This window comes from Actinoplanes sp. KI2 (assembly GCF_025630775.1).
Classification (GTDB): domain Bacteria; phylum Actinomycetota; class Actinomycetes; order Mycobacteriales; family Micromonosporaceae; genus Actinoplanes.
This window is the reverse complement of sequence record NZ_JAOSZE010000036.1, coordinates 47,416-64,930: the sequence shown is the minus strand read 5'-3', so window position 1 is coordinate 64,930 and position 17,515 is coordinate 47,416. Positions and strand designations below refer to the sequence as shown.

The following is a 17,515-nucleotide window of genomic DNA, read 5'->3' as shown; positions in this document are numbered from 1 at the left end:
CGCGGGGGAGCAGAGCATGCTTATCAAGGTTGTCGACCAGATCATCGACGAGGATCTGCACAGCGCTGCATGGCAGCTCTACCAGGACTGCTTCGAAGAGCTGAACACGCTCGCGGTCCAGCGCCACATGATGTACAAGTCGGAGTTCGACGAGGTGATGCGTGATCCACGCGTCGACAAGTACCTTGCGCTCACCGACGACGGCACGCTTGCCGGAATCACCACGTACACCAACGACCTGGACGCGGTGCCGCTGATCTCACCGCAGTACTTCGAGCGGCATTGGCCCGAGCACTACGCGGCTCACAAGATCTGGTACATCGGGTTCATTGCCGTGAGCCCGGAACACCAAGGGCGCGAGGCGTTCGCGCAGATGGTGGAGCAGATGTACCTGGTCGTATCGATCCAGAACGGGCTGGTCGGGCTGGACATCTGTTCCTACAACGACGATGTCCGCCACATGTCCCGAGTCTTCCGGATGATGATCGCCCGGAACTCGGAAAGCATGCGGTTCAACCGGATCGACCAGCAGTCGTACTGGCTGTACGAGTTCCCGTCCGCCGCGTAGTGATAGGCCTTTAGTCCATCGGCGACCTCCACATGCACCAGAGGGGTGGCCCGTCGGGTAGGTCGATCACGGACCGGACCTGGTATCCGTGCCGGAGGTAGAGGTCTCGGCCACGGGGGTCGTTCGCCTCCAGGTAGGCCGGCAGACCCGCCGCATCGAGGCGGCGGTGGTGCCGGCGCAGGAGCGTGCTGCCCAGCCCGCATCCCTGCCGATCGGGACGCACGGCCAGGAACGCCAGGTAATGATGGTCGCCGGTCGGGTGCTCAGCGTCGAGCGCCGCGTCCAGCTGGCACGCCCGGTCGTACGCGTCGCCGGCCACTTCCTTCAGCCGGCGGTCGTAGTCGAGCGGCGACGGCACCGCGCTCGTCCTTGGGAACCAGAGGGCGGCACCGGTCAGCCGGCCGGTGTCGCCCTCTGCCGTGGTGTACACATCGCCGAAGCGCAGGGCGTGCTCCACGTGGATCGCGAAGTAGTCGTAGCTGCCGCGGTGACGGGCCGCCGTGTCCGGCTGCATCCATCGCCCCACCGCGCCGTCGTGCATGGCCACGGCGAGCAGGCGGGCGATGTCGGGTGCGTCCACCGGCGCGAGGTCCCGGATCACCAGATCTTTCACGGCGTACGACATCGCGGTGTCCTCTTATTAATAGGTCAGTAGGGGTAGCTCCGGGCGCCGACCGGGTCGGCGTGCATCGGCCTCGGGAAGTCGTTGTCGTTCAGCAGCATGACCCGGCCGTCCGTACCGCGGCCGATCTGCGCGTAGACCTCGGGCCGGCCGGCCCGCATGATCGCCGCCCAGCAGAAGCCGATCAGCGCGACGCCGCAGTAGAGCACCGGGATCAGCCACTGGAACGGCGAGCTTCCGTCGACCTGGAGCAGTTCGCCGAAGCCGATCACCGTGGCGGTCAGTACGACGGAGAGCAGAAGGAAGGACAGGAACGGCGCGATGAACGCCCGCCACACGTTCTCCCGGCGGCGGCCTCTCGCGAAGAACCCGATCACGGCGGCCGAGGTCGCCCACATCAGGATCAGCACTCCCAGGCCGCCGATCGTGCTCATCCAGGCGAACAGGTAGACCAGCGGGTCGAGGCCGGAAACCGCGTACAGGCCGAGCGCGATGATCGCGATGATGCTCTGGGTGATCGAGCCGGCCACCGGCGCCCCGGTGCGGGGGTGGGTGCGCCCGAACCCGGACGGCAGCACGCCCTCGCGGCCGAGCGCGAACTGGTAACGGGCGACCGCCGCGTGGAAGGCGAGCAGCGCGGCGAACACGCTGGTCAGGAACAGCAGGTAGCCCAGGTCGATCAGGGGCGTCGGCAGGTGTTTGCCGACCAGGAAGAAGACCAGGTCGGTCTGGTGCTCGGCGGCGGTCGACGCGATGTTCTCCGGGCCGGTGGTCACGGCCATCGCCCAGGCGGAGATGCTGCACATGAAGGCGGCGATGATCACGGCCCAGTGGGTGGCCCGGGCGATCGTGCGCTTCGGGTCCTTCGCCTCCTCGGAGAGCACCACGGTGGCCTCGAAGCCGACGAAGCCGGCGATCGCGATCACCAGCAGCGAGCCGGCGACCGGAGTGAGCAGCGGCGCCGGGTTGAACGAGGAGAAGGTGATGTGCCCGCCGTGCGGGTGGCTCAGCATGGTCAGGTCGTAGATGAGCACGATGCTGATCTCCAGGACCAGCAGTACGGCCAGCACCTTGCCGGACAGGTCGACCCAGAGCAGGCCGAGCACGGTGACGATCAGCCAGGCCGCGATGGCGCACACCCACCACGGGGTGACCACGCCGAACGCGGCGAGGATGTTGGCCGCGGCCGCGCCGAACAGGCCGTACAGGCCGATCTGCATCACCGAGTAGGCCGGGAGGGCCACGAACGCGGCGCCGACGCCGACCATCCGGCCCAGCCCATGACTGATATAGGAGTAGAAGGCTCCCGAGTTCACGATGTGCCGGCTCATCGCCACGAAGCCGACCGTGAACAGGGAGAGAATCGCGGCCACTGCCACATAGGCGACCGGGACCGCGGTGCTCCCGATGATCGCGTACGTGGCCGAGATCGCTCCGATGATCACGGTCAGCGGCGCGGCGCCCGCCACACCGAAGAACACCACGGACGGGACGCCGAGCCTGTTCTTGGCCAGCGCCCGTTCCACGATATCCGGCTCGAAGGGGTCCTTCTGCGTCATCAACATCCTCCCGGCCCATTGGTCGAAGTTGTTTCGCCGGAGGTGGTGACGCCCGTTGGCACTCACCTTCTACCGACGGTCAGCACCGAGCCCACGCTGGCCTCGGTGTACTCGATGAGGTCCCTGAGATCACCGGGCAACGCGTCGACGGCGCTCGGCAGGGACTGGAATGCTTGCCGGTGCATCTCGAAGTCGTAGAGCACGTGCCTGGTCAGACCGGTGGCGGCCACGAGGCCGACCAGCACCCGGTCGGTGAGGCTGAGCTCGATGCCCCGGACGAGAAGGTTGGCCAACCGGGCCGGCGCCCAGGCCGCGGCGTTCCGCTGCTCGGGGCTGTTCGGCATGTAGACCACCTCGGTGGAGAGCATCCGCCGGCGGGTGATCAGGTCGACCGCACCGAGGCGCACGAGGCGCTCGCCGACCCGGATCTCGGCGTCCTGCGAGAGGAACGCGAGCCAGGTGCGGACCTCACGGTGCCGTTGCTGGGCTATCAGCAGGTCTAGGATGTCGTGCGCCAAAGCGTCCGCCGGTGGGTGCCGGTCGAGGATGATGAGGTCGCCGTCGGCGATCCCGATCCGTCCTTCGAGGATCAGCTCCCCCAGCAGCGCCGCGGCCAGCCCGAGACCGGTCGCCCGTGGGTGGAGCCGAGAACGGCCGGTGCGGTCCTGGTGTGCGATCAGGAAGTACTGGTCAGCCAACACGCTAGCCACGCCCCTTAGAACCCAAGTAGACCCAAGTTGTGATTGATCACTGTCTGTGCATCACGCGATAACTCGATGTCCGGCGCATCATGTACCCAACCGCAAGGTCAATACAAGAAGTACTAGACTTCTTGTTCTGCGCTTCCTGGGCATCAGTCCATGTTGGATCATGGGCGCACTGGTCGTAGGATCGGTGACCTGAGGAAACCTGCAGGGCCAAGGGGAGTCCAGGTGTCCGTAGATGAAGGCCCGACGCTGCGACGGCGCCGACTCGGCGCGGAACTGAAGCGGTGCCGAGAAGCCGCAGGATTGACGCAGGAGAATGTCTCCCGCCATTTCGAGTGGCATGCTGCCAAGGTCACGAGGATCGAGACGGCCCGGGTCGCGGTGACCGCCCGGGACGTACGCGATCTTCTCGACCTCTACCACGTCCGGGACGACGCCTACCGCGACGCGCTCGTCGAGCTCGCGCGCATGTCCCGCGAGCGCACGTGGTGGAGTGACTACCGCGACGTCATCCGCCCTGGCAACTTCGTGGGCCTGGAGGCCGGCGCGTCGTCGATGCTGACCTGGGAACCGGTGATCGTGCCCGGTCTCCTGCAGACCGAGCGCTACATCCGGGCGCTGATGCGCACCGGCCGCTCGTACGATCCGCCGCACGAGATCGACCGCCGGGTGCGGCTGCGCCTGACTCGCCAGGGCCGGCTCACCGAACGCCGCCCGCTGGATTTCACCGCGGTGATCGACGAATCGGTCGTACGCCGTATTGTCGGCGGCCCGGAAGTGATGGCGGAACAGCTTCGGCATCTAATTGAAATGGCTCAATTACCGAATGTGAACCTGCGGATCCTCCCCTTCGGATCCGGCGAACACGGGTTCCTCGGTGGCTCGGTGGCATTATTGGAGTTCCATGGCGTGGACGCGCAGATGAACCATGGGATTTCCAGGCCTGAAACCACCCATCTGGATGTTGTATATCTTGAAGGTCTTGCGGGAGACTCATACGAGGAGCAACCGGCCGAGGTTGCTCGTTACCGGAGTGAGTTCGAGCGATTGAGCGCGAAGGCGCTCGACCATCGCCAGACAATCAAGATGATCGAGAGCCTTCTGATCGCTTAGGGCTCCGAAGCAAAGCGAATATTGAAGGGGGGTGCTTGAGCATGCTCGCGCACCATCTCAACGGCGCTGTCTGGAAGAAGGGCAGCCGTAGCAACGGTAGTGGCGGCAACAACTGTGTCGAGGTCGCGTTCCTCGACGACGCCGTCGCCGTCCGTGACAGCAAGGACCGGCAGGGTCCTGCTCTCATGTTCACGCAGGCGGAGTGGACCGCCTTCGTGGGCTCCGCTAAGGACGGTGAGTTTGACCTTTCCTGACCGGAGAGCCTACCGATAGGCACGCACTGATGGGAAGTGCTTACGCAAAGTCAACTTCTCACCAGTGTCTAGCGGAAGCTGCAACGCCCCCTCACGGGGCGTTGCAGCCCGGTAGCCGACCGTTTGTTTTTGCATTGATGAAATCAGATGGCCGAAATTTACCTGTAAAGACTTTCGGGGTGTCCGCCGGCGACTCTAGGTTCCGTGTGTGGAGCTGGAGCTGCGCCACTTACGAATCGTGCTCGCCATCGCCGAAGCCGGCAGCGTCACCAAGGCTGCCGCCGCGCTCGGCCTTGCCCAGCCTGCGCTTACCACACAACTGCAGCGCATCGAACGCATTCTCGGCGGTGCGCTGTTCATCCGGGACCGCCGAGGCGTTCTTCCGACGCCACTCGGCGATCTGGTGCTGGCCCGCGCCCGGGTGCTTATTCCGGCGCTCACCGGGCTGCACGACGAGGCCAGCGAGCTGATCACCGCGGGCGGGACGGCCCGCTATCGGGTTGGCGCCACCAACGGGCCGATCGTGGCCGGCCTGGTGCGCCGGCTCACCGACGCGCATCCCGGCGGGCCCGTCTCGATCCACTCGAGCGGGTCGGAGAACGAGATCGCCCGGATGACTCTCGACGGGCGTCTCGACTACGCCGTGCTCGGCGCGTGCGCCACCCCGCCGTCCGGGCTGCCCTCCGGGCTGACCTGGCAGGTCATCTCGATCGACGCGGTCTGGGTGCTGCTCGACGAGCGGCATCCGCTGGCCGGCCGGGACGAGGTCGGGCTGGGCGAGCTGGCCGGCGAACGATGGATCACCGCGCCCGGCGACGGGTGCTTCCTCGAGTGCTTCGCGGCGGCCTGCGCCCGGGAGGGGTTCTCGCCGCGCACGCCGACCGAGATCGCCGCCAGCAGCGCGTTCGATCTGGTGGCGGCGGGCGGCGCGATCGCGTTGTGCCAGGGTCTCGTGCGGTCCGCGCCCGGCGTCGTCGCGGTACCGCTGAGCGGTGTGCCGCTGCGCTGGCGACATCTGCTCGGCTGGGATCCGGAGGGCCCGGCGGCCGAGCAGGCGGCGGAGGTTTTCGGGTTCGCGGTGGAGTCGTACCTGGAGATCGTGGGGCTGCGACCGCGCTACTCCCGCTGGCTCGACGGTCAGCTCTCGCTCGGCGTGCAGAGGTCCGTGACACTGCTGCACGGTCCGGGCCGTCCCGGATCGCGCGGCCGGGACGACCCGATGATCGCGTGAGGTGCTCAGCAGGTGCCGAGCATGCTGGTCAGGGCGGACTTCTCGGCGCTCGTGACGGTCAGCGCCCAGACGTACTTCACCCGCACCCACATCCGGGCGTAGGTGCAGTAGTAGCTGCTCAGCGGCGGCTTCCAGGAGTCCGGCGACTTGTCGCTCTTGGACTGGTTGACGTTGTCGGTGACCGCGATGAGCTGGGGATCGGTCAGGTCGTTCGCGTACGACTCGCGCTTGCTGGTGGTCCACGCCCAGGCGCCCGAGATCCAGGCGTTCTTGAGCGGCACCACGTGGTCGATGTCCAGGTCGGAGGCGGCGGTCCAGGTCGCGCCGTCGTACGGGCTGTACCAGCTGCCCGAGGTGGCGGTGCAGGCCGAGTTGACCACGACGTTCGTGCCGTCCCGCTTGAGCACGGTCTCCCGGGTGTTGCAGGTGCCGGAGATCGTGTCCCAGGTCGGGAACAGGTCGCGGTCGTACGTGGTGGTGTGGGTCCAGGCGGCCACGGTCAGCGTGGCCAGTTCGGTCTTGGCGGTCGAGGCGGAGGGGATGCCGGGCGGGGTGGCGTAGGCCGGTCCGCCGATCCCGAACTGGACCAGGGTGGCCAGCAGGGCGGCGACCAGCGCGGCGGAGAGCAGGCGATTCCTCAAGGGGGGCCTCCCGAGTCGCGAGTTGCGGCTGTTGCCAGCAGTCTCGGATCGGTGGGCGATCACCGGCTAATGCCAAAACATCCATAGATGTACTGCTATGGAAAGTTTCCATAGACTGGAGCGCATGCAAGCCGGAGTGGTGCTGATCAGCCTTGCCGCGCTGGCGGTCTCGCTCTACGGGGTCGTCGAGCGGCGCGGGGCAGCGCGCCGGGCGGAGCGGCTACGTTTCGCCGGCCTGATCGACGATCTCAACAATCTGCGGCTCGCCTACCGCCATCCGACCACCGCCCTCGAGTTCGGTGACGAGGCGGCCTTCGTCAACGCGCGGGCCGAACTGCTCGCCGTGCAGGCCTACCTGCTGCGGAACCGGCTGCACGACATCACCAGCCCGGAGTATCGGACGCTGGCGTTTGCGCTCAGTCGGTCCGGCTATCCGGCCGAGGCCGACCAGAGCTGGCGGGAGGCGCTGCTCGCGGCCGAGGAGGAGGGGCCGACCCAGCAGCTGTTCGCCCACCGCGGCTACGCGCACTTCCTCTTCGGCGCCGGCCGGCCGGAGGAGGCCCGCGAGCAGATGCGGATGGGGCTCAAGGCGATCGGGTCGGCCGACGACACCGCCCGAATCCATCAGATCAAGACCTATGTGTACTGGGCGACCGAGGAGCGAATCGCCGGCGGGTCGGAGGTCGAGCTTCGCGAGCGCGCCGAGGAGGAGATCGTCCTGCTGGACAACGAGCATGCCCGGCGGCGGATGCGGACCTTCCTGGAGAGCCCGTCCTAGTGGCTGACCAGGCCGGTCAGGCTGCCCTGGGCGATCGTGGACTTCTCGATCGCGGCGAAGGCGCCCTCGACGGAGCCGGCGTTCACCACCTTGCTCAGGGCGTACACGGTGAAGTGGTAGTGATGGGTGCCGGACGGCGGGCAGGGCGGCGTCCAGCCCCTCTCGCCCTTGCTGTTCTTCAGCTCGTGGGCGCCCTCGGGCAGCTGCCCGGCGACCGACTTCGTGCCGGCCGGCAGGTCGAGGACGACCCAGTGGTAGAAGTTGCCGCTCGGGGCGTCCGGATCAACCACCACGATGGCGTACGCCCGGGCGCCCTCCCCGCCGGTCCAGGCCAGCGGCGGCCGGTGCCCCGCCCCGGAACAGGTGAACTCGGCCGGGATCGTGCCGCCCTCCGGGAACGCCGTGCTGGTGACGGTCATCGGCTCGGACGCGGCCGGCGCGGGCGGGGCCGGCTCGTCGCCGCCGCAGCCGGCGAGCAGGGCCAGGGGCAGGACGAGGGCCGGCAGCCATCCGCGTCGGTTCACGGACGGATTCTAGGGCTCACCCGGTGCCCCGGCTCCACCACTCGGCGGCCACCAGTTCGGCGAGCAGCGTTTCGGTCAGCAGGCGCACGCGAAGATCGTCGCACAGCGATCACCCGTACCAGGAGCGGAGGACGCCCAACGGCGCGTATCGCCAGCGGGGAAGGAAACGGGCCGCGTAGATCAGTTCGCGGCACTCCTGCTCGACCTCGAAGGGGCGCAGGAGTTTCTCGTCGAGCAGCTGGGGGACGCCGTGCCCGGCCAGGCCGGCGCGGTAGGCGGCGAGGAGGTCGTCGGCGGCCCGGCGACCCCACTCGAGCAGGGCCGGCCGATGGCGGCCCTCGGTGCGGCGATTGGCGATCTCGGCCACGTGCAGCACGCTCGTGCGGAGCTGGGCCAGGTCGCGGGCGGCCGGTTCGGGGCGGGCGGTGGCGGTCGGATTGCCGTCGAAGTCGGTCACGGCCAGCCGGCCACCGCGGTAGCGCAGGATCTGGCCGACGTGCAGGTCGCCGTGCAGATGAAGGGACGGCGACGGCGAGCGGTAGGCCGACAGGACGGCGACATCGGCTTCGATGAGCGGGGCTATCGAGCGGACCCAGGCATCGTCGTCGCAGGCCAGCGCCTCCGCGAGGGTGTCGGCGGCGGTCGATGGCGGCACCGACGCCGTGGGTTCGTAGTCGGCGAGGGCCGCGTGCAGGTCGGCGGCGAGCGTGCCGAGGGCGGGGGCGAAGTCGGCCGGCGGGCCGCCGTCCAGCCAGGACAGGAGGTCGTCGGTGCACCAGTCCCAGCCGTCCTGCGCCTCCGGGAGGAACGCGGTGACCAGCGCGACCAGCCGGCCGTCGCGGAAAGCGGCGGCGTGCGGGGTGGGCGTCCGGGCGAAGCCGGCGGCGGCCAGGTGGGCGAGCAGGCGCGGGGCACGGGCGTCGCCGGGCGTGCGCATCCACTTGACGACCGCGCGCTCGCCGACGACCACCGACACGTTGGTCTGGTCGACGGTGATCGGCCGCTCGGTGCGGTCGCCGGCCGCGAGCGGGACGAAGACCCGCAGGTCGAGGTCGTCCGGCGAGCGGCCGGCGACGATCGCGTCCACCAGGGCGGCGGACGACCCGGGGTCAACCCTCACGCGGGCACTCGCAGCGGGTTGGCGGTCGCCTGGCGGGCATACGCGAGGATCAGTTCCGCCGCGGTGTCGGTGGTCAGGGAGGGATGGCGGGCGACTATGCGGTAGCCGTATGCGTCCTCAAGCGCCACCAGGTTCCGCGCGATGGTGAGGGAATCGCCGGCCAGGGTGAAGGCGCCGTGCGCCGCGCCGGTCTCCAGGATGATTTGGTACATCGACACCTGGCGGTCGTAGAGCGAGGTCAGCAGGGCGGCGTAGACCCGGTTGCGGCCGGCCGAGCCGCCCAGCTCGCAGAGCAGGCGCACGTCCGCGTCGTCGGCGTCGACCGGCAGGCCCGAGCGAATCGTGACCACCAGCTTCTCCACCGGGTCGGCGAGCCCGGCGACCCGGCGCATCCGCGCCGCGTAGAAGCGCTCCATCCCGGCCTGGTTCGCCTCCAGCAGCAGGTCGGAGAGGTCGGGGTAGTGGTAGAGGACCGCGCCCGAGGTGAGCCCGGCCTGCTCGGCGACCTGGTTGAGCAGCACGCCGTCGGGGCCGTGCCGGAGCATCGCGCGCCGGGCCGCCTCGATCAGGTCGGCTCGTCGCTCGGTCCGCGACTTCCGGGTTGCCATCGTTCACCTCCCCGTCAACATCGGCGGCCTAACCATAGGCTCTGCATATTGACTGTCCGCAAGGGCGCTTGTTGAATTTGCCTTCAACAAGCTGGCTCAGTAACAAGCCTTCCCCGCGGGAGAGTCGATGTCGCTGACGGTTCTGTTCATGCCGGAGAGCGCCTACGGGCCGACCAACAACTGCATCGGCATCGGTGACGTGCTGCGCCGGCGCGGGCATCGGGTGGCGTTCGCGGCCGAGGCGTCCTGGGCCGGCAAGCTGACCGCGCTCGGCTTCGAGGAAGACCTGGTCACCCTCGCCCCGGCACCGGACGAGCCGCAAACTGCCGGGCAGTTCTGGAAGGACTTCATTCGGGACACCGCGCCGGAGTTCCGCAAGCCGACCGTCGAGCAGCTCGAGACCTGGGTGAAGCCGGTCTGGCAGGAGCTGATCGACGGCGCCAAGTTCTGCCAGCCTCAGCTGCTGGAGATCATCGAGCGGGTCCGGCCGGACGTGATCGTCGAGGACAATGTGGTCGCCTTCCCGGCGCTGACCACGGCCGGCGTGCCGTTCGTGCGGATCGCCTCGTGCAACCCGCTCGAGATGAAGGGCCCGGACATCCCGCCGGTCTTCTCCGGCTACCCGGCCGCCTCGCGGGAGGGCTGGGCGGACTTCCTGGCCGAGTACGACCGGACACACCGGCCGATGTGGGAGCAGTTCAACGACTGGGTGGTGGCGCAGGGCGCGGCCGCGCTGCCCGACCTGGAGTTCATCCACGAGGGCGCGCTCAACCTGTACGTCTACCCGCGGGTGCTCGACTACACCGATCGGCGCCGCCTCGCGCCGGCCTGGAAGCGGCTGGAGTCGTCGGTGCGCGAGACCGACGCCAAGTGGGAGCCGCCGTCGGGGTTCGCCGACGGCCGCCGCCTCATCTATTTCAGCCTCGGCTCGCTCGGCTCGGCCGACGTCGAGCTGATGCGCCGGGTGATCGCGGCCCTGGCCAGGACCGACCACCGGTACATCGTCTCGAAGGGGCCGCTGCACGAGGAGATCACGCTGCCCGACAACATGATCGGGGCGGAGTTCCTGCCGCAGACCACGATCATGCCGCTGGTCGATCTGGTGATCACGCACGGCGGGAACAACACCACCACCGAGGCCATGCACTTCGGCAAGCCGATGATCGTGCTGCCGCTGTTCTGGGACCAGTACGACAACGCGCAGCGGGTGCACGAGCGGGGTTACGGGGTGCGGCTGGACGCGTACGGGTTCACCGACGAGCAGCTGCACGCGGCGATCGAGCGGCTCCTCGGTGATGCGGGGCTGCGCGACCGGCTGGCCAAGGACGCCGCGGAGATCCGGGCGGCCGACGGGCTGCGCGTCGCGGCGGACGCCATCGAACGGCTCGGCTCGGCCGCCAAGTGACCGAGCGGTGAGCCCGGCCACCGGCGTACGGCTGAATATGGTCACCGACAGCGCGTCGCGGACGTAGCGAAAGCCGGTTTCCGACCTCGCGAGGCCTTTGGCGGGTTTGCCGGCTACTTGTCGACGGTCGGGGCGGTGGGGCAGCCGTGCGCCGCCTTCCACGCCTTGACCGCGGCGACAGGGGACTTGTTGCCGCCGGCCTTCCACGAGTCGAGGTAGGGCCACGGGTAGACGGTGCCGCGCTGGTTCCACCAGTCGCTGCCCTTGGCGCACGGCGGCGAGATGCCGAAGTGCAGGTGGCAGGCGCTCGCGTCGCCGGTGTCGCCGGTCTTGGCCAGGGTCTGGCCCACCTTGACCCGGACGCCGGGCTTGATGCCGGAGGCGATCGAGGCGAGGTGCGAGCCGTAGTACCGGACGCCGTCGTCGCCGAGGATCGCGACCGACAGACCACCCCGGGTGGCGCCCAGGTTGGCCTTGGCGGTCCAGGTGTCGCTGGTCTTCGTGTACAGAACCACGCCGTTGGTCACCGCGACGAAGGTGTGGCCGCAGGCGGTGATCACATCGGTGGCCGGGTAGTCGTGGTGGGTGTGCGCGTACGAGCTCTTGCCGCCGGTGACCGGGAACGTGTACTTCGCGTTCGTGACGGTCTTGGTGGTGGGGGCGGTGGCCGGCGTGCTGCGCTTGGCGGACGGCGAGGCCGAGGCCGAGGCCGAGGGCGTGACGAGGGGCGCGGCGGCCGCGGCGTCGCCGGTCGCCTCGGGGGTGGGGGTCGCGCTGCTGTCCAGGCCCTGCGTCGAACCGGCCCAGACCGGATCGGCCTTCGGCTGGGAGGAGCAGGCCGCGATCGCGGCGACGCTCAGGCCGACAAGGACGACTTTCCGGATGGAGGTCAGCAAAAGCTCGATCTTTCCTGTTCGGGGCCGGGGGACAGACGGCCAATATAACGGCCGGGCCGCGATCTTGCGGCCCGGCCGTGTGCCACTGATCGTCAGGCCACGGATTTCGGAACGATCGGCGCGACCGAGTTGCCCGGCTGGCCGACGGGCTCGGGGTGCAGGCCCTTACGCAGCGTGTCGAGCATGGTCATGCCCTGTGCGGCCAGCGACGCGACCACGCTGTTGAGGCCCTCGGCGCCGTCGAGCACCGTCACGTTCGCGCCCTGCAGGCCCTCGGCGGCGGCCCGCAGCATGTCCGGCAGCTTCTCGATGATGGCCTGGTCGAGGGCGATCCGGTTCTGCGCCGCGGCGGCCTCGGCGGAGAGCTTGGTGGCGTCCGCCTCGGCCTTGGCCAGGGCCCGGATCCGCTCGGCCTCGGCCTCGGCGGGGCGGATCACCTCGGCGATCAGCTGGGCCTCGCGCAGCTGCGCGTTCTTCGCGGCGACCAGCGCCTGCTCGGCGAGGACGTCCTGCGCGGCGCGGGCGGCGGCGAGCGGGCCGGCCTGGGCGGCGGTCTGCTGGGCCTGGTCGATCTCCGCCTGGTACTGCGCCTGGGCGATCGCCGTCTGCCGGGCGTACTCGGCCTGGTGGCGCATGCTCTCCTGCTGGGCCATCGCGCTCTCCCGGTCGGCGGCGGCCTGCGCGACCTTCGCGTCCTGGTTGACCTTGGCCTGGTGCGGTGCGGCCAGCGCGCGGATGTAGCCGACGCCCTTGTCGTCGATGCTGCTGATCTGCAGGGAGTCGACGGCGAGACCGATCCGGGCCATCTCGGTCTTGCTGGCATCGACGATCGCGTCGGCGAGGGTCTGCTGCTCCCGGATGATCGACTCGACGGTCATGCTGCCGATGATGCTGCGCAGGTGACCCGAGAAGATCCGGCCGACCAGGGTGGGCATCTGGCCCTGGTCGCCCTGGAAGCGGCGGGCCGCCGCGGCGATCGACTCGTGGTCGTCGCCGACCTTGAAGGCGATGATCGCCTGGACCGAGAGGGTGAGGCCCTGCTTGGTGTAGCAGTCCTCGATCACCTCGGCCTCCTGCATCGCCAGCGTGAGACGGGTGGCCCGGGAGAAGACGGGCACGACGAAGACGCCGTGCCCGGTGACGATCTTGAACGGTAACGCGTCCGCACCCCGCTGCTTCCGGCCGCTGATCAACAGAGCCTCGTTGGGGGCGGGCACCCGATAACCGAACACTTTTACTGCCCTTCTTCGACGCCGCCGGCGATCTCGCCGGACGGCACACTGGGCCATGGCTCGACGTCGATCTGGCGCGCGCCACGGTTGTTGATGACGAGTACCTCCCGACCGGCCGGAACGGGCTCGATCGCGTACGCCAGGTAGTAGTGCGCTATGCCCTCCACCAGCAGGCGCACCTCCCCCGCGCGCTCGCCGCCGCGGATCGCGGTGATCACCGTGCCCACCTTGCCGATCAGCTTCCGACTCACCACGCCTGCATTGTGCACCTGCCTGGCGAGCCCCGGCCGCCCCGGGCGGACGGGTACCCGACACCATGGCGGAACGCCCCGATCTAGGGTCGTCTGGTGGGAGATCGGGTCCGTGCGGAGCGGAAGAGCACCGAGGAGAAGGCCGCGCCGGTGATCGTCCGGCCGGCCCCGGCGCCGAGCAACCGGGAGTCGGCGGAGCTGCTGGGCGGCCCGGGCCCGGAGGGCGCCCGCCGTGGCGACGTCGCGGTCCTGGCCGGCCCGGCCGGGAACCGCGCGGTGACCCAGCTGCTGAGCCCCGGGCCGGGTGACCCGGCGATCGACTGGATCGAGAGCCTGCCCGCGCACATCAAGCAGCAGATCGACAACTTCAGCGCGGCGCAGGAGAAGGCGGCCGACACCGGGAACGAGAAGCTCGCGGACGCGCGCACCCGCAACCGGCACACGTTCATGGACACCATGCGGTGGGCGATGGGCGACGACGACTCGGTGATCCAGCAGCACTTCCAGGCCATCGCGCCGATCGACGTGGGCGGCGGAGAGGAGCTGTGGGCGCACTCGTCGACCCGGGAGCGGCTGGCGGCGGTGAAGGCGGAACTGGAGGCGCAGGGCATCCCGATGCCGCAGACCACGGTCGGCCTGGGCATGCGCGGCGACCACCTGAGCCGGGGCACCAAGGGGCGCACCTGGTTCACGCACGCGGTCGGCTTCGCGGTGGACTGGCGGGCCTACCAGACGCCGCGGATCACCGACGACAAGCTGATCACGCTGTTCGACGTCGTGACCGGTGGCCGGCCGGACATGAAGACCAGCGTCGAGGGCGACACCCGGATCGACCTCGAGATCAAGATGGGCCAGGGCAAGGCCGACCCGGTGCAGGCCAAGAAGCTGCTGGACTCCGTCGACGCCGAGTACACCCGGCTGACCCAGGCCTCCGAGACGTTCAAGACCGATCTGCCCAAGGAGACCCTGGACCGGCTCGGCGAGGTGGAGCAGGCCCGGTTCGCGGTGGGTACCGCCCGGAAGGCGCTGGCCCGGCTGAAGGCCCGGAAGAAGCCGAAGGCGGCCACCGCGGACGAGATCGCGGCCGCGGAGAAGGCGGTCGCCGACGCCCAGGAGCACTACGACAAGCTGGTCGCCGCGGTCGTGCCGGATCTGCCGAAGCTCTTCGAGCCGTGGACCAAGAAGATCGACGAGCGGATCGCCGTCATCGACCAGGAGTTCGCCGACGCCCACGTCGACGAGGAGCTGCTCACCAGCGACTACGGCCTCAAGGACCGGGAGTCGAAGGCCCGGCAGGTGCGCAAGGACGAGGCGACGCTGGCCAAAGCGAAGATCAAGGACGAGGCGAAGGTGGCGCAGCTGCACCAGCGGGCGCTGGAGATGGACGAGGACATCGCGAAGCGCCGCAAGTACAAGGCGGACACCACCACCGCCCTCGGCGCCAAGAAGGTCCAGGCGCTGATCGACGAGAAGTTCAAGCTGATCACGCTGCGCGGGCTGAAGGAGGGCCTGATCACCAACGCGAACGGCTTCGTCTTCCGGACCAAGCTGGCCACCGACGACCCGGCGATCGACCAGCTGCTCGGGCTGATGCCGGAGAACCGCGGCGGCTTCTTCACGCCGGACGTGGCGGGCGGTGCGGCCGAGGCCAACGCCGGCCAGTTCAGCGGCGAGCACGGCTACGGGCTGGCCTTCATCAAGAGCATGGTGAGCCACGGCTTCGAGGCCGGGATGGCCTGGCGTGGCGGCTCCGACCCGATGCACTTCGAGCTGGCCGAGGGACGCAAGTTCCTGAAGACCGGCGGCAAGAGCCCGCTCGGCTCATAGACGGAGGGCCGGCGACTCACAGGCGGAGGGCCGGCGACGGGCGCCGGCCCTCCGTTTGGTGCTACCAGCTCAGCTCACGGTGAGCGAGGTGTCGTCGATCTGGAAGGACGTCTGGAGGGAGGAGTCCTCCACGCCGCTGAAGGAGATGGACACGGTCTGTCCCTTGAGGCTGGACAGGTCGAACGTCCGCAGCGTGTAGCCGGCCTTGTTGAGGTTGGAGTACGTCGCCAGGGTCGTCGAGCCGGCCTTGACGGTCAGCTTGTCGTACGCGGTCGACGTGGTGGTCTCCGCGGTCGTGATCTTCAGGTAGAAGCTCAGCGTCGCGCTCGAAGCGGAGGACGGGATCGTCACCGACTGGGACAGCGTGTCGGTGTGGGAGGAGCCGTAGCCGTCCAGCCAGGCGAAGTACGTGCCGGTCCGCGGAGTGTTGGTGCCCGACGCCGTGGAGATGACGCCCGAGGTCTGCGACCAGGTGGTGGCGCCGCTCTCGAAGCCCGGGTTGCCGAGCAGGTTGGAGCCGGTCGGCGGGGTGGTGGTCGGACCGGTGGTCGGCGGCGTGGTCGGCGGCGTGGTGCTGCCGGAGCACGTCGGGTCGCCGGACTGGGCCGGCACGCTGACCGCGTCCCAGGCCGCCTTGACCGTGTTGAACTCGGTGCAGCTGCCCGGGTACAGGCTCTTGGCCGCGGTGAGCGTCCAGGTCCGGTACTTCAGGTACGACGAGCTCGACGTCTTCAGCAGCATCGCGTTGTACATGATCGTGATGGCCTTCTGGATGCCCAGGCCGGTCACCGTGCTGCTGTTGCAGGTCGCGCTGGACGGCTGGCCGTTGCCGCTGGTGCCCTGGGACAGCAGGTAGAACCAGTGGTTGCCGGGGCCGGCCGCGGCGTGCACCTCCTCGGACGGGATGCTCGAGGAGTAGCAGTTGTCGTCACCCAGCGCCGACGGGTTGTACATGTTGCGGATCGGGCCGCTGCCGACCAGGTTGACCTCCTCGCCGACCAGGAAGTCCGGCGGGTCGTTCGGGTTGTTGATGTACCACTCGGTCGCCGCGCCGAAGGTGTCGGCCACGAACTCCTGGGTGTTGCCGCCGGAGATGCCGCCCGGGGTGTTGTCGTCGATGCCGTGGCCGAGCTCGTGGCCCACCACGTCCGCCGAGGCGATCCACTGACCGGCGGTGTTCTTGCCGATCTGCACCTGGGTGCCGTCGTAGTACGCGTTCTGGTCGTTCAGGCCGACCCGCAGCGGCCACGCGCCGTTGGAGCCGTTCTGGCCGCTACGGCCCAGCCACGCGGAGAGCATCGCGGTCTGCTTCTCACCCACGTAGAGGGCGTCGACGCAGCCGGTCTCCCGGTTGGTGCCGGTGCCGTTGCCCCAGACGTTGTCGGTGCCGGAGAACGTCGTGTTGTTCGACGCGTCCTGGCACTGCATCGTCGGCTGGGTCGAGGACTTCATCGAGTACGTCGAACCGGAGAGGGTCGTGTCGATCGAGACCGAGCCGTTGATCCAGCCGGTGCCCGAGCCGGTCACCTCGGTCACGTGCTCCTTGGTGCTGAGCACCTTGCCGGTGATGGCGTCGACGTTCACGGTGAGCCGGCTCGCGCCCTCGGCGCCTCGGCCGTCGACCGTCGTCTGCCAGGCCAGCCTCGCCGGCGCGCCCTCGGCGGCGACCACGACGAGCGAGGTGCCTTCCACCCGGGACACCGACTTCAGCTGCTTCTTGGCGGTGGCCGCGGCCGCGGTGTCGGTCACCTTCGGGGTGACGGACAGCTCGCCGATCGGGCTGGACTGCGCGACCGAGGTGTACTTGGTCGCCCCGCTGGCGTCGCTCATCACGACGAGGTCGCCGCCCAGGACCGGAAGGCCCTTGTAGGTGCGGGTGTAGGGGACGTAGTTGAGGCCGTGCGACGAGATCACCGGGTGCTGCCGGAAGGTGTCGTACTTGCTGGCCTTCAGCAGCGCCGGGTTGCTCGCGACGAGCGCGTCCGCCTTGGCGGCCGCCAGCTTGGCGGCGGCGGCCGGGTCGGCCGGTTGGGCGGTGGCCGGCTGGGCCATCGCGACCAGCGCAGACGCGGCCGCGGTGCCGGCCGCCATCGCGATGATCAGGGGGGTTCGACGTTTCACGCGGGTGCTCCTTTCCTGCCCGGGGGTTTGGGCAGGCTCAAGGTCCGGTGTGACGATG

General features: G+C 69.1%; 18 protein-coding genes. 7 read left to right on the top strand and 11 right to left on the bottom strand.

Annotated features, from left to right (window positions below):
* The first annotated feature begins 16 nt into the window (after positions 1-16).
* The gene (locus ODJ79_RS33100; protein WP_263027566.1) at positions 17-568 is read left to right on the top strand and encodes a GNAT family N-acetyltransferase; all 552 of its coding nucleotides are present in this window, start codon (positions 17-19) and stop codon (positions 566-568) included.
* A gap of 10 nt (positions 569-578) precedes the next feature.
* Here the strand turns inward: ODJ79_RS33100 and ODJ79_RS33095 are convergent, their stop codons facing one another.
* From ODJ79_RS33095 to ODJ79_RS33085, 3 genes are all read right to left on the bottom strand, one after another.
* Positions 579-1,193 carry a GNAT family N-acetyltransferase gene (locus ODJ79_RS33095; RefSeq protein WP_263027565.1) on the bottom strand — a complete coding sequence of 205 codons (615 nt, stop codon included), beginning with the start codon at positions 1,191-1,193 and terminating at the stop codon, positions 579-581.
* A gap of 23 nt (positions 1,194-1,216) precedes the next feature.
* Entirely contained in the window at positions 1,217-2,749 is a 1,533-nt protein-coding gene (locus tag ODJ79_RS33090) for an APC family permease (protein ID WP_263027564.1), read from the bottom strand.
* Between the two features lie 62 nt (positions 2,750-2,811).
* Positions 2,812-3,450: a GOLPH3/VPS74 family protein gene (locus ODJ79_RS33085; protein WP_030434219.1), complete on the bottom strand. Its 639-nt coding sequence runs from the start codon at positions 3,448-3,450 to the stop codon at positions 2,812-2,814.
* Positions 3,451-3,681: 231 nt separating this feature from the next.
* Between ODJ79_RS33085 and ODJ79_RS33080 the strand changes: the two genes are divergently transcribed.
* The 3 genes from ODJ79_RS33080 (at position 3,682) to ODJ79_RS33070 (ending at position 6,054) form a co-directional block, all read left to right on the top strand.
* Positions 3,682-4,569: a helix-turn-helix domain-containing protein gene (locus ODJ79_RS33080; protein ID WP_263027563.1), complete on the top strand. Its 888-nt coding sequence runs from the start codon at positions 3,682-3,684 to the stop codon at positions 4,567-4,569.
* A 41-nt stretch (positions 4,570-4,610) separates the two neighbouring features.
* Positions 4,611-4,823, top strand: a complete 213-nt coding sequence (locus ODJ79_RS33075; RefSeq protein ID WP_030434221.1) for a DUF397 domain-containing protein — start codon at positions 4,611-4,613, stop codon at positions 4,821-4,823.
* Positions 4,824-5,031: 208 nt separating this feature from the next.
* On the top strand, positions 5,032-6,054 hold the full coding sequence (locus ODJ79_RS33070) for a LysR family transcriptional regulator (protein WP_263027562.1): 1,023 nt from the start codon (positions 5,032-5,034) through the stop codon (positions 6,052-6,054).
* A gap of 5 nt (positions 6,055-6,059) precedes the next feature.
* Here the strand turns inward: ODJ79_RS33070 and ODJ79_RS33065 are convergent, their stop codons facing one another.
* The gene (locus ODJ79_RS33065) at positions 6,060-6,695 is read right to left on the bottom strand and encodes an HNH endonuclease family protein (RefSeq protein ID WP_411267394.1); all 636 of its coding nucleotides are present in this window, start codon (positions 6,693-6,695) and stop codon (positions 6,060-6,062) included.
* Positions 6,696-6,819: 124 nt separating this feature from the next.
* Between ODJ79_RS33065 and ODJ79_RS33060 the strand changes: the two genes are divergently transcribed.
* On the top strand, positions 6,820-7,473 hold the full coding sequence (locus ODJ79_RS33060; RefSeq protein WP_263027561.1) for a hypothetical protein: 654 nt from the start codon (positions 6,820-6,822) through the stop codon (positions 7,471-7,473).
* Here ODJ79_RS33060 and ODJ79_RS33055 read toward each other — a convergent pair.
* From ODJ79_RS33055 to ODJ79_RS33045, 3 genes are all read right to left on the bottom strand, one after another.
* The gene (locus tag ODJ79_RS33055) at positions 7,470-7,997 is read right to left on the bottom strand and encodes a YbhB/YbcL family Raf kinase inhibitor-like protein (protein ID WP_263027560.1); all 528 of its coding nucleotides are present in this window, start codon (positions 7,995-7,997) and stop codon (positions 7,470-7,472) included. The two genes, ODJ79_RS33060 and ODJ79_RS33055, sit on opposite strands and share 4 nt — an antisense overlap.
* Positions 7,998-8,106: 109 nt before the next feature.
* Complete coding sequence (locus ODJ79_RS33050; RefSeq protein WP_263027559.1) at positions 8,107-9,117, bottom strand: hypothetical protein; 1,011 nt, start codon at positions 9,115-9,117, stop codon at positions 8,107-8,109.
* Positions 9,114-9,725 (bottom strand): TetR/AcrR family transcriptional regulator, encoded by a 612-nt coding sequence (locus tag ODJ79_RS33045; RefSeq protein WP_263027558.1) that lies wholly within the window; start codon positions 9,723-9,725, stop codon positions 9,114-9,116. The genes ODJ79_RS33050 and ODJ79_RS33045 overlap by 4 nt, the downstream gene beginning before the upstream one ends.
* 127 nt (positions 9,726-9,852) lie before the next feature.
* Here ODJ79_RS33045 and ODJ79_RS33040 point away from each other — a divergent pair, with 127 nt between their 5' ends.
* The gene (locus ODJ79_RS33040; protein WP_263027557.1) at positions 9,853-11,130 is read left to right on the top strand and encodes a glycosyltransferase; all 1,278 of its coding nucleotides are present in this window, start codon (positions 9,853-9,855) and stop codon (positions 11,128-11,130) included.
* Between the two features lie 113 nt (positions 11,131-11,243).
* On the opposite strand, the gene ODJ79_RS33035 is transcribed toward ODJ79_RS33040, so the two are convergent.
* The 3 genes from ODJ79_RS33035 to ODJ79_RS33025 all read right to left on the bottom strand — a co-directional run bounded on the left by ODJ79_RS33035 (position 11,244) and on the right by ODJ79_RS33025 (position 13,512).
* Complete coding sequence (locus ODJ79_RS33035; protein ID WP_263027556.1) at positions 11,244-12,026, bottom strand: M23 family metallopeptidase; 783 nt, start codon at positions 12,024-12,026, stop codon at positions 11,244-11,246.
* A gap of 92 nt (positions 12,027-12,118) precedes the next feature.
* Positions 12,119-13,243, bottom strand: a complete 1,125-nt coding sequence (locus tag ODJ79_RS33030) for a flotillin family protein (protein WP_263027555.1) — start codon at positions 13,241-13,243, stop codon at positions 12,119-12,121.
* A 17-nt stretch (positions 13,244-13,260) separates the two neighbouring features.
* Positions 13,261-13,512 (bottom strand): hypothetical protein, encoded by a 252-nt coding sequence (locus ODJ79_RS33025; RefSeq protein ID WP_263027554.1) that lies wholly within the window; start codon positions 13,510-13,512, stop codon positions 13,261-13,263.
* Between the two features lie 93 nt (positions 13,513-13,605).
* Here ODJ79_RS33025 and ODJ79_RS33020 point away from each other — a divergent pair, with 93 nt between their 5' ends.
* Positions 13,606-15,336 (top strand): hypothetical protein, encoded by a 1,731-nt coding sequence (locus ODJ79_RS33020; protein WP_263027553.1) that lies wholly within the window; start codon positions 13,606-13,608, stop codon positions 15,334-15,336.
* Between the two features lie 69 nt (positions 15,337-15,405).
* On the opposite strand, the gene ODJ79_RS33015 is transcribed toward ODJ79_RS33020, so the two are convergent.
* A complete protein-coding gene (locus tag ODJ79_RS33015) occupies positions 15,406-17,427 on the bottom strand; it encodes a M4 family metallopeptidase (protein ID WP_263027605.1) in 2,022 nt (673 codons plus the stop codon).
* Between the last annotated feature and the right edge of the window lie 88 nt (positions 17,428-17,515).

Coding starts and splice junctions, on each gene's coding strand:
- ODJ79_RS33100 (WP_263027566.1), top strand. CDS start 17: ATGCTTATCAAGGTTGTCGACCAGATCATCGACGAGGATCTGCACAGC.
- ODJ79_RS33095 (WP_263027565.1), bottom strand. CDS start 1,193: ATGTCGTACGCCGTGAAAGATCTGGTGATCCGGGACCTCGCGCCGGTG.
- ODJ79_RS33090 (WP_263027564.1), bottom strand. CDS start 2,749: ATGACGCAGAAGGACCCCTTCGAGCCGGATATCGTGGAACGGGCGCTG.
- ODJ79_RS33075 (WP_030434221.1), top strand. CDS start 4,611: ATGCTCGCGCACCATCTCAACGGCGCTGTCTGGAAGAAGGGCAGCCGT.
- ODJ79_RS33060 (WP_263027561.1), top strand. CDS start 6,820: ATGCAAGCCGGAGTGGTGCTGATCAGCCTTGCCGCGCTGGCGGTCTCG.
- ODJ79_RS33045 (WP_263027558.1), bottom strand. CDS start 9,725: ATGGCAACCCGGAAGTCGCGGACCGAGCGACGAGCCGACCTGATCGAG.
- ODJ79_RS33040 (WP_263027557.1), top strand. CDS start 9,853: ATGTCGCTGACGGTTCTGTTCATGCCGGAGAGCGCCTACGGGCCGACC.
- ODJ79_RS33015 (WP_263027605.1), bottom strand. CDS start 17,427: ATGGCGGCCGGCACCGCGGCCGCGTCTGCGCTGGTCGCGATGGCCCAG.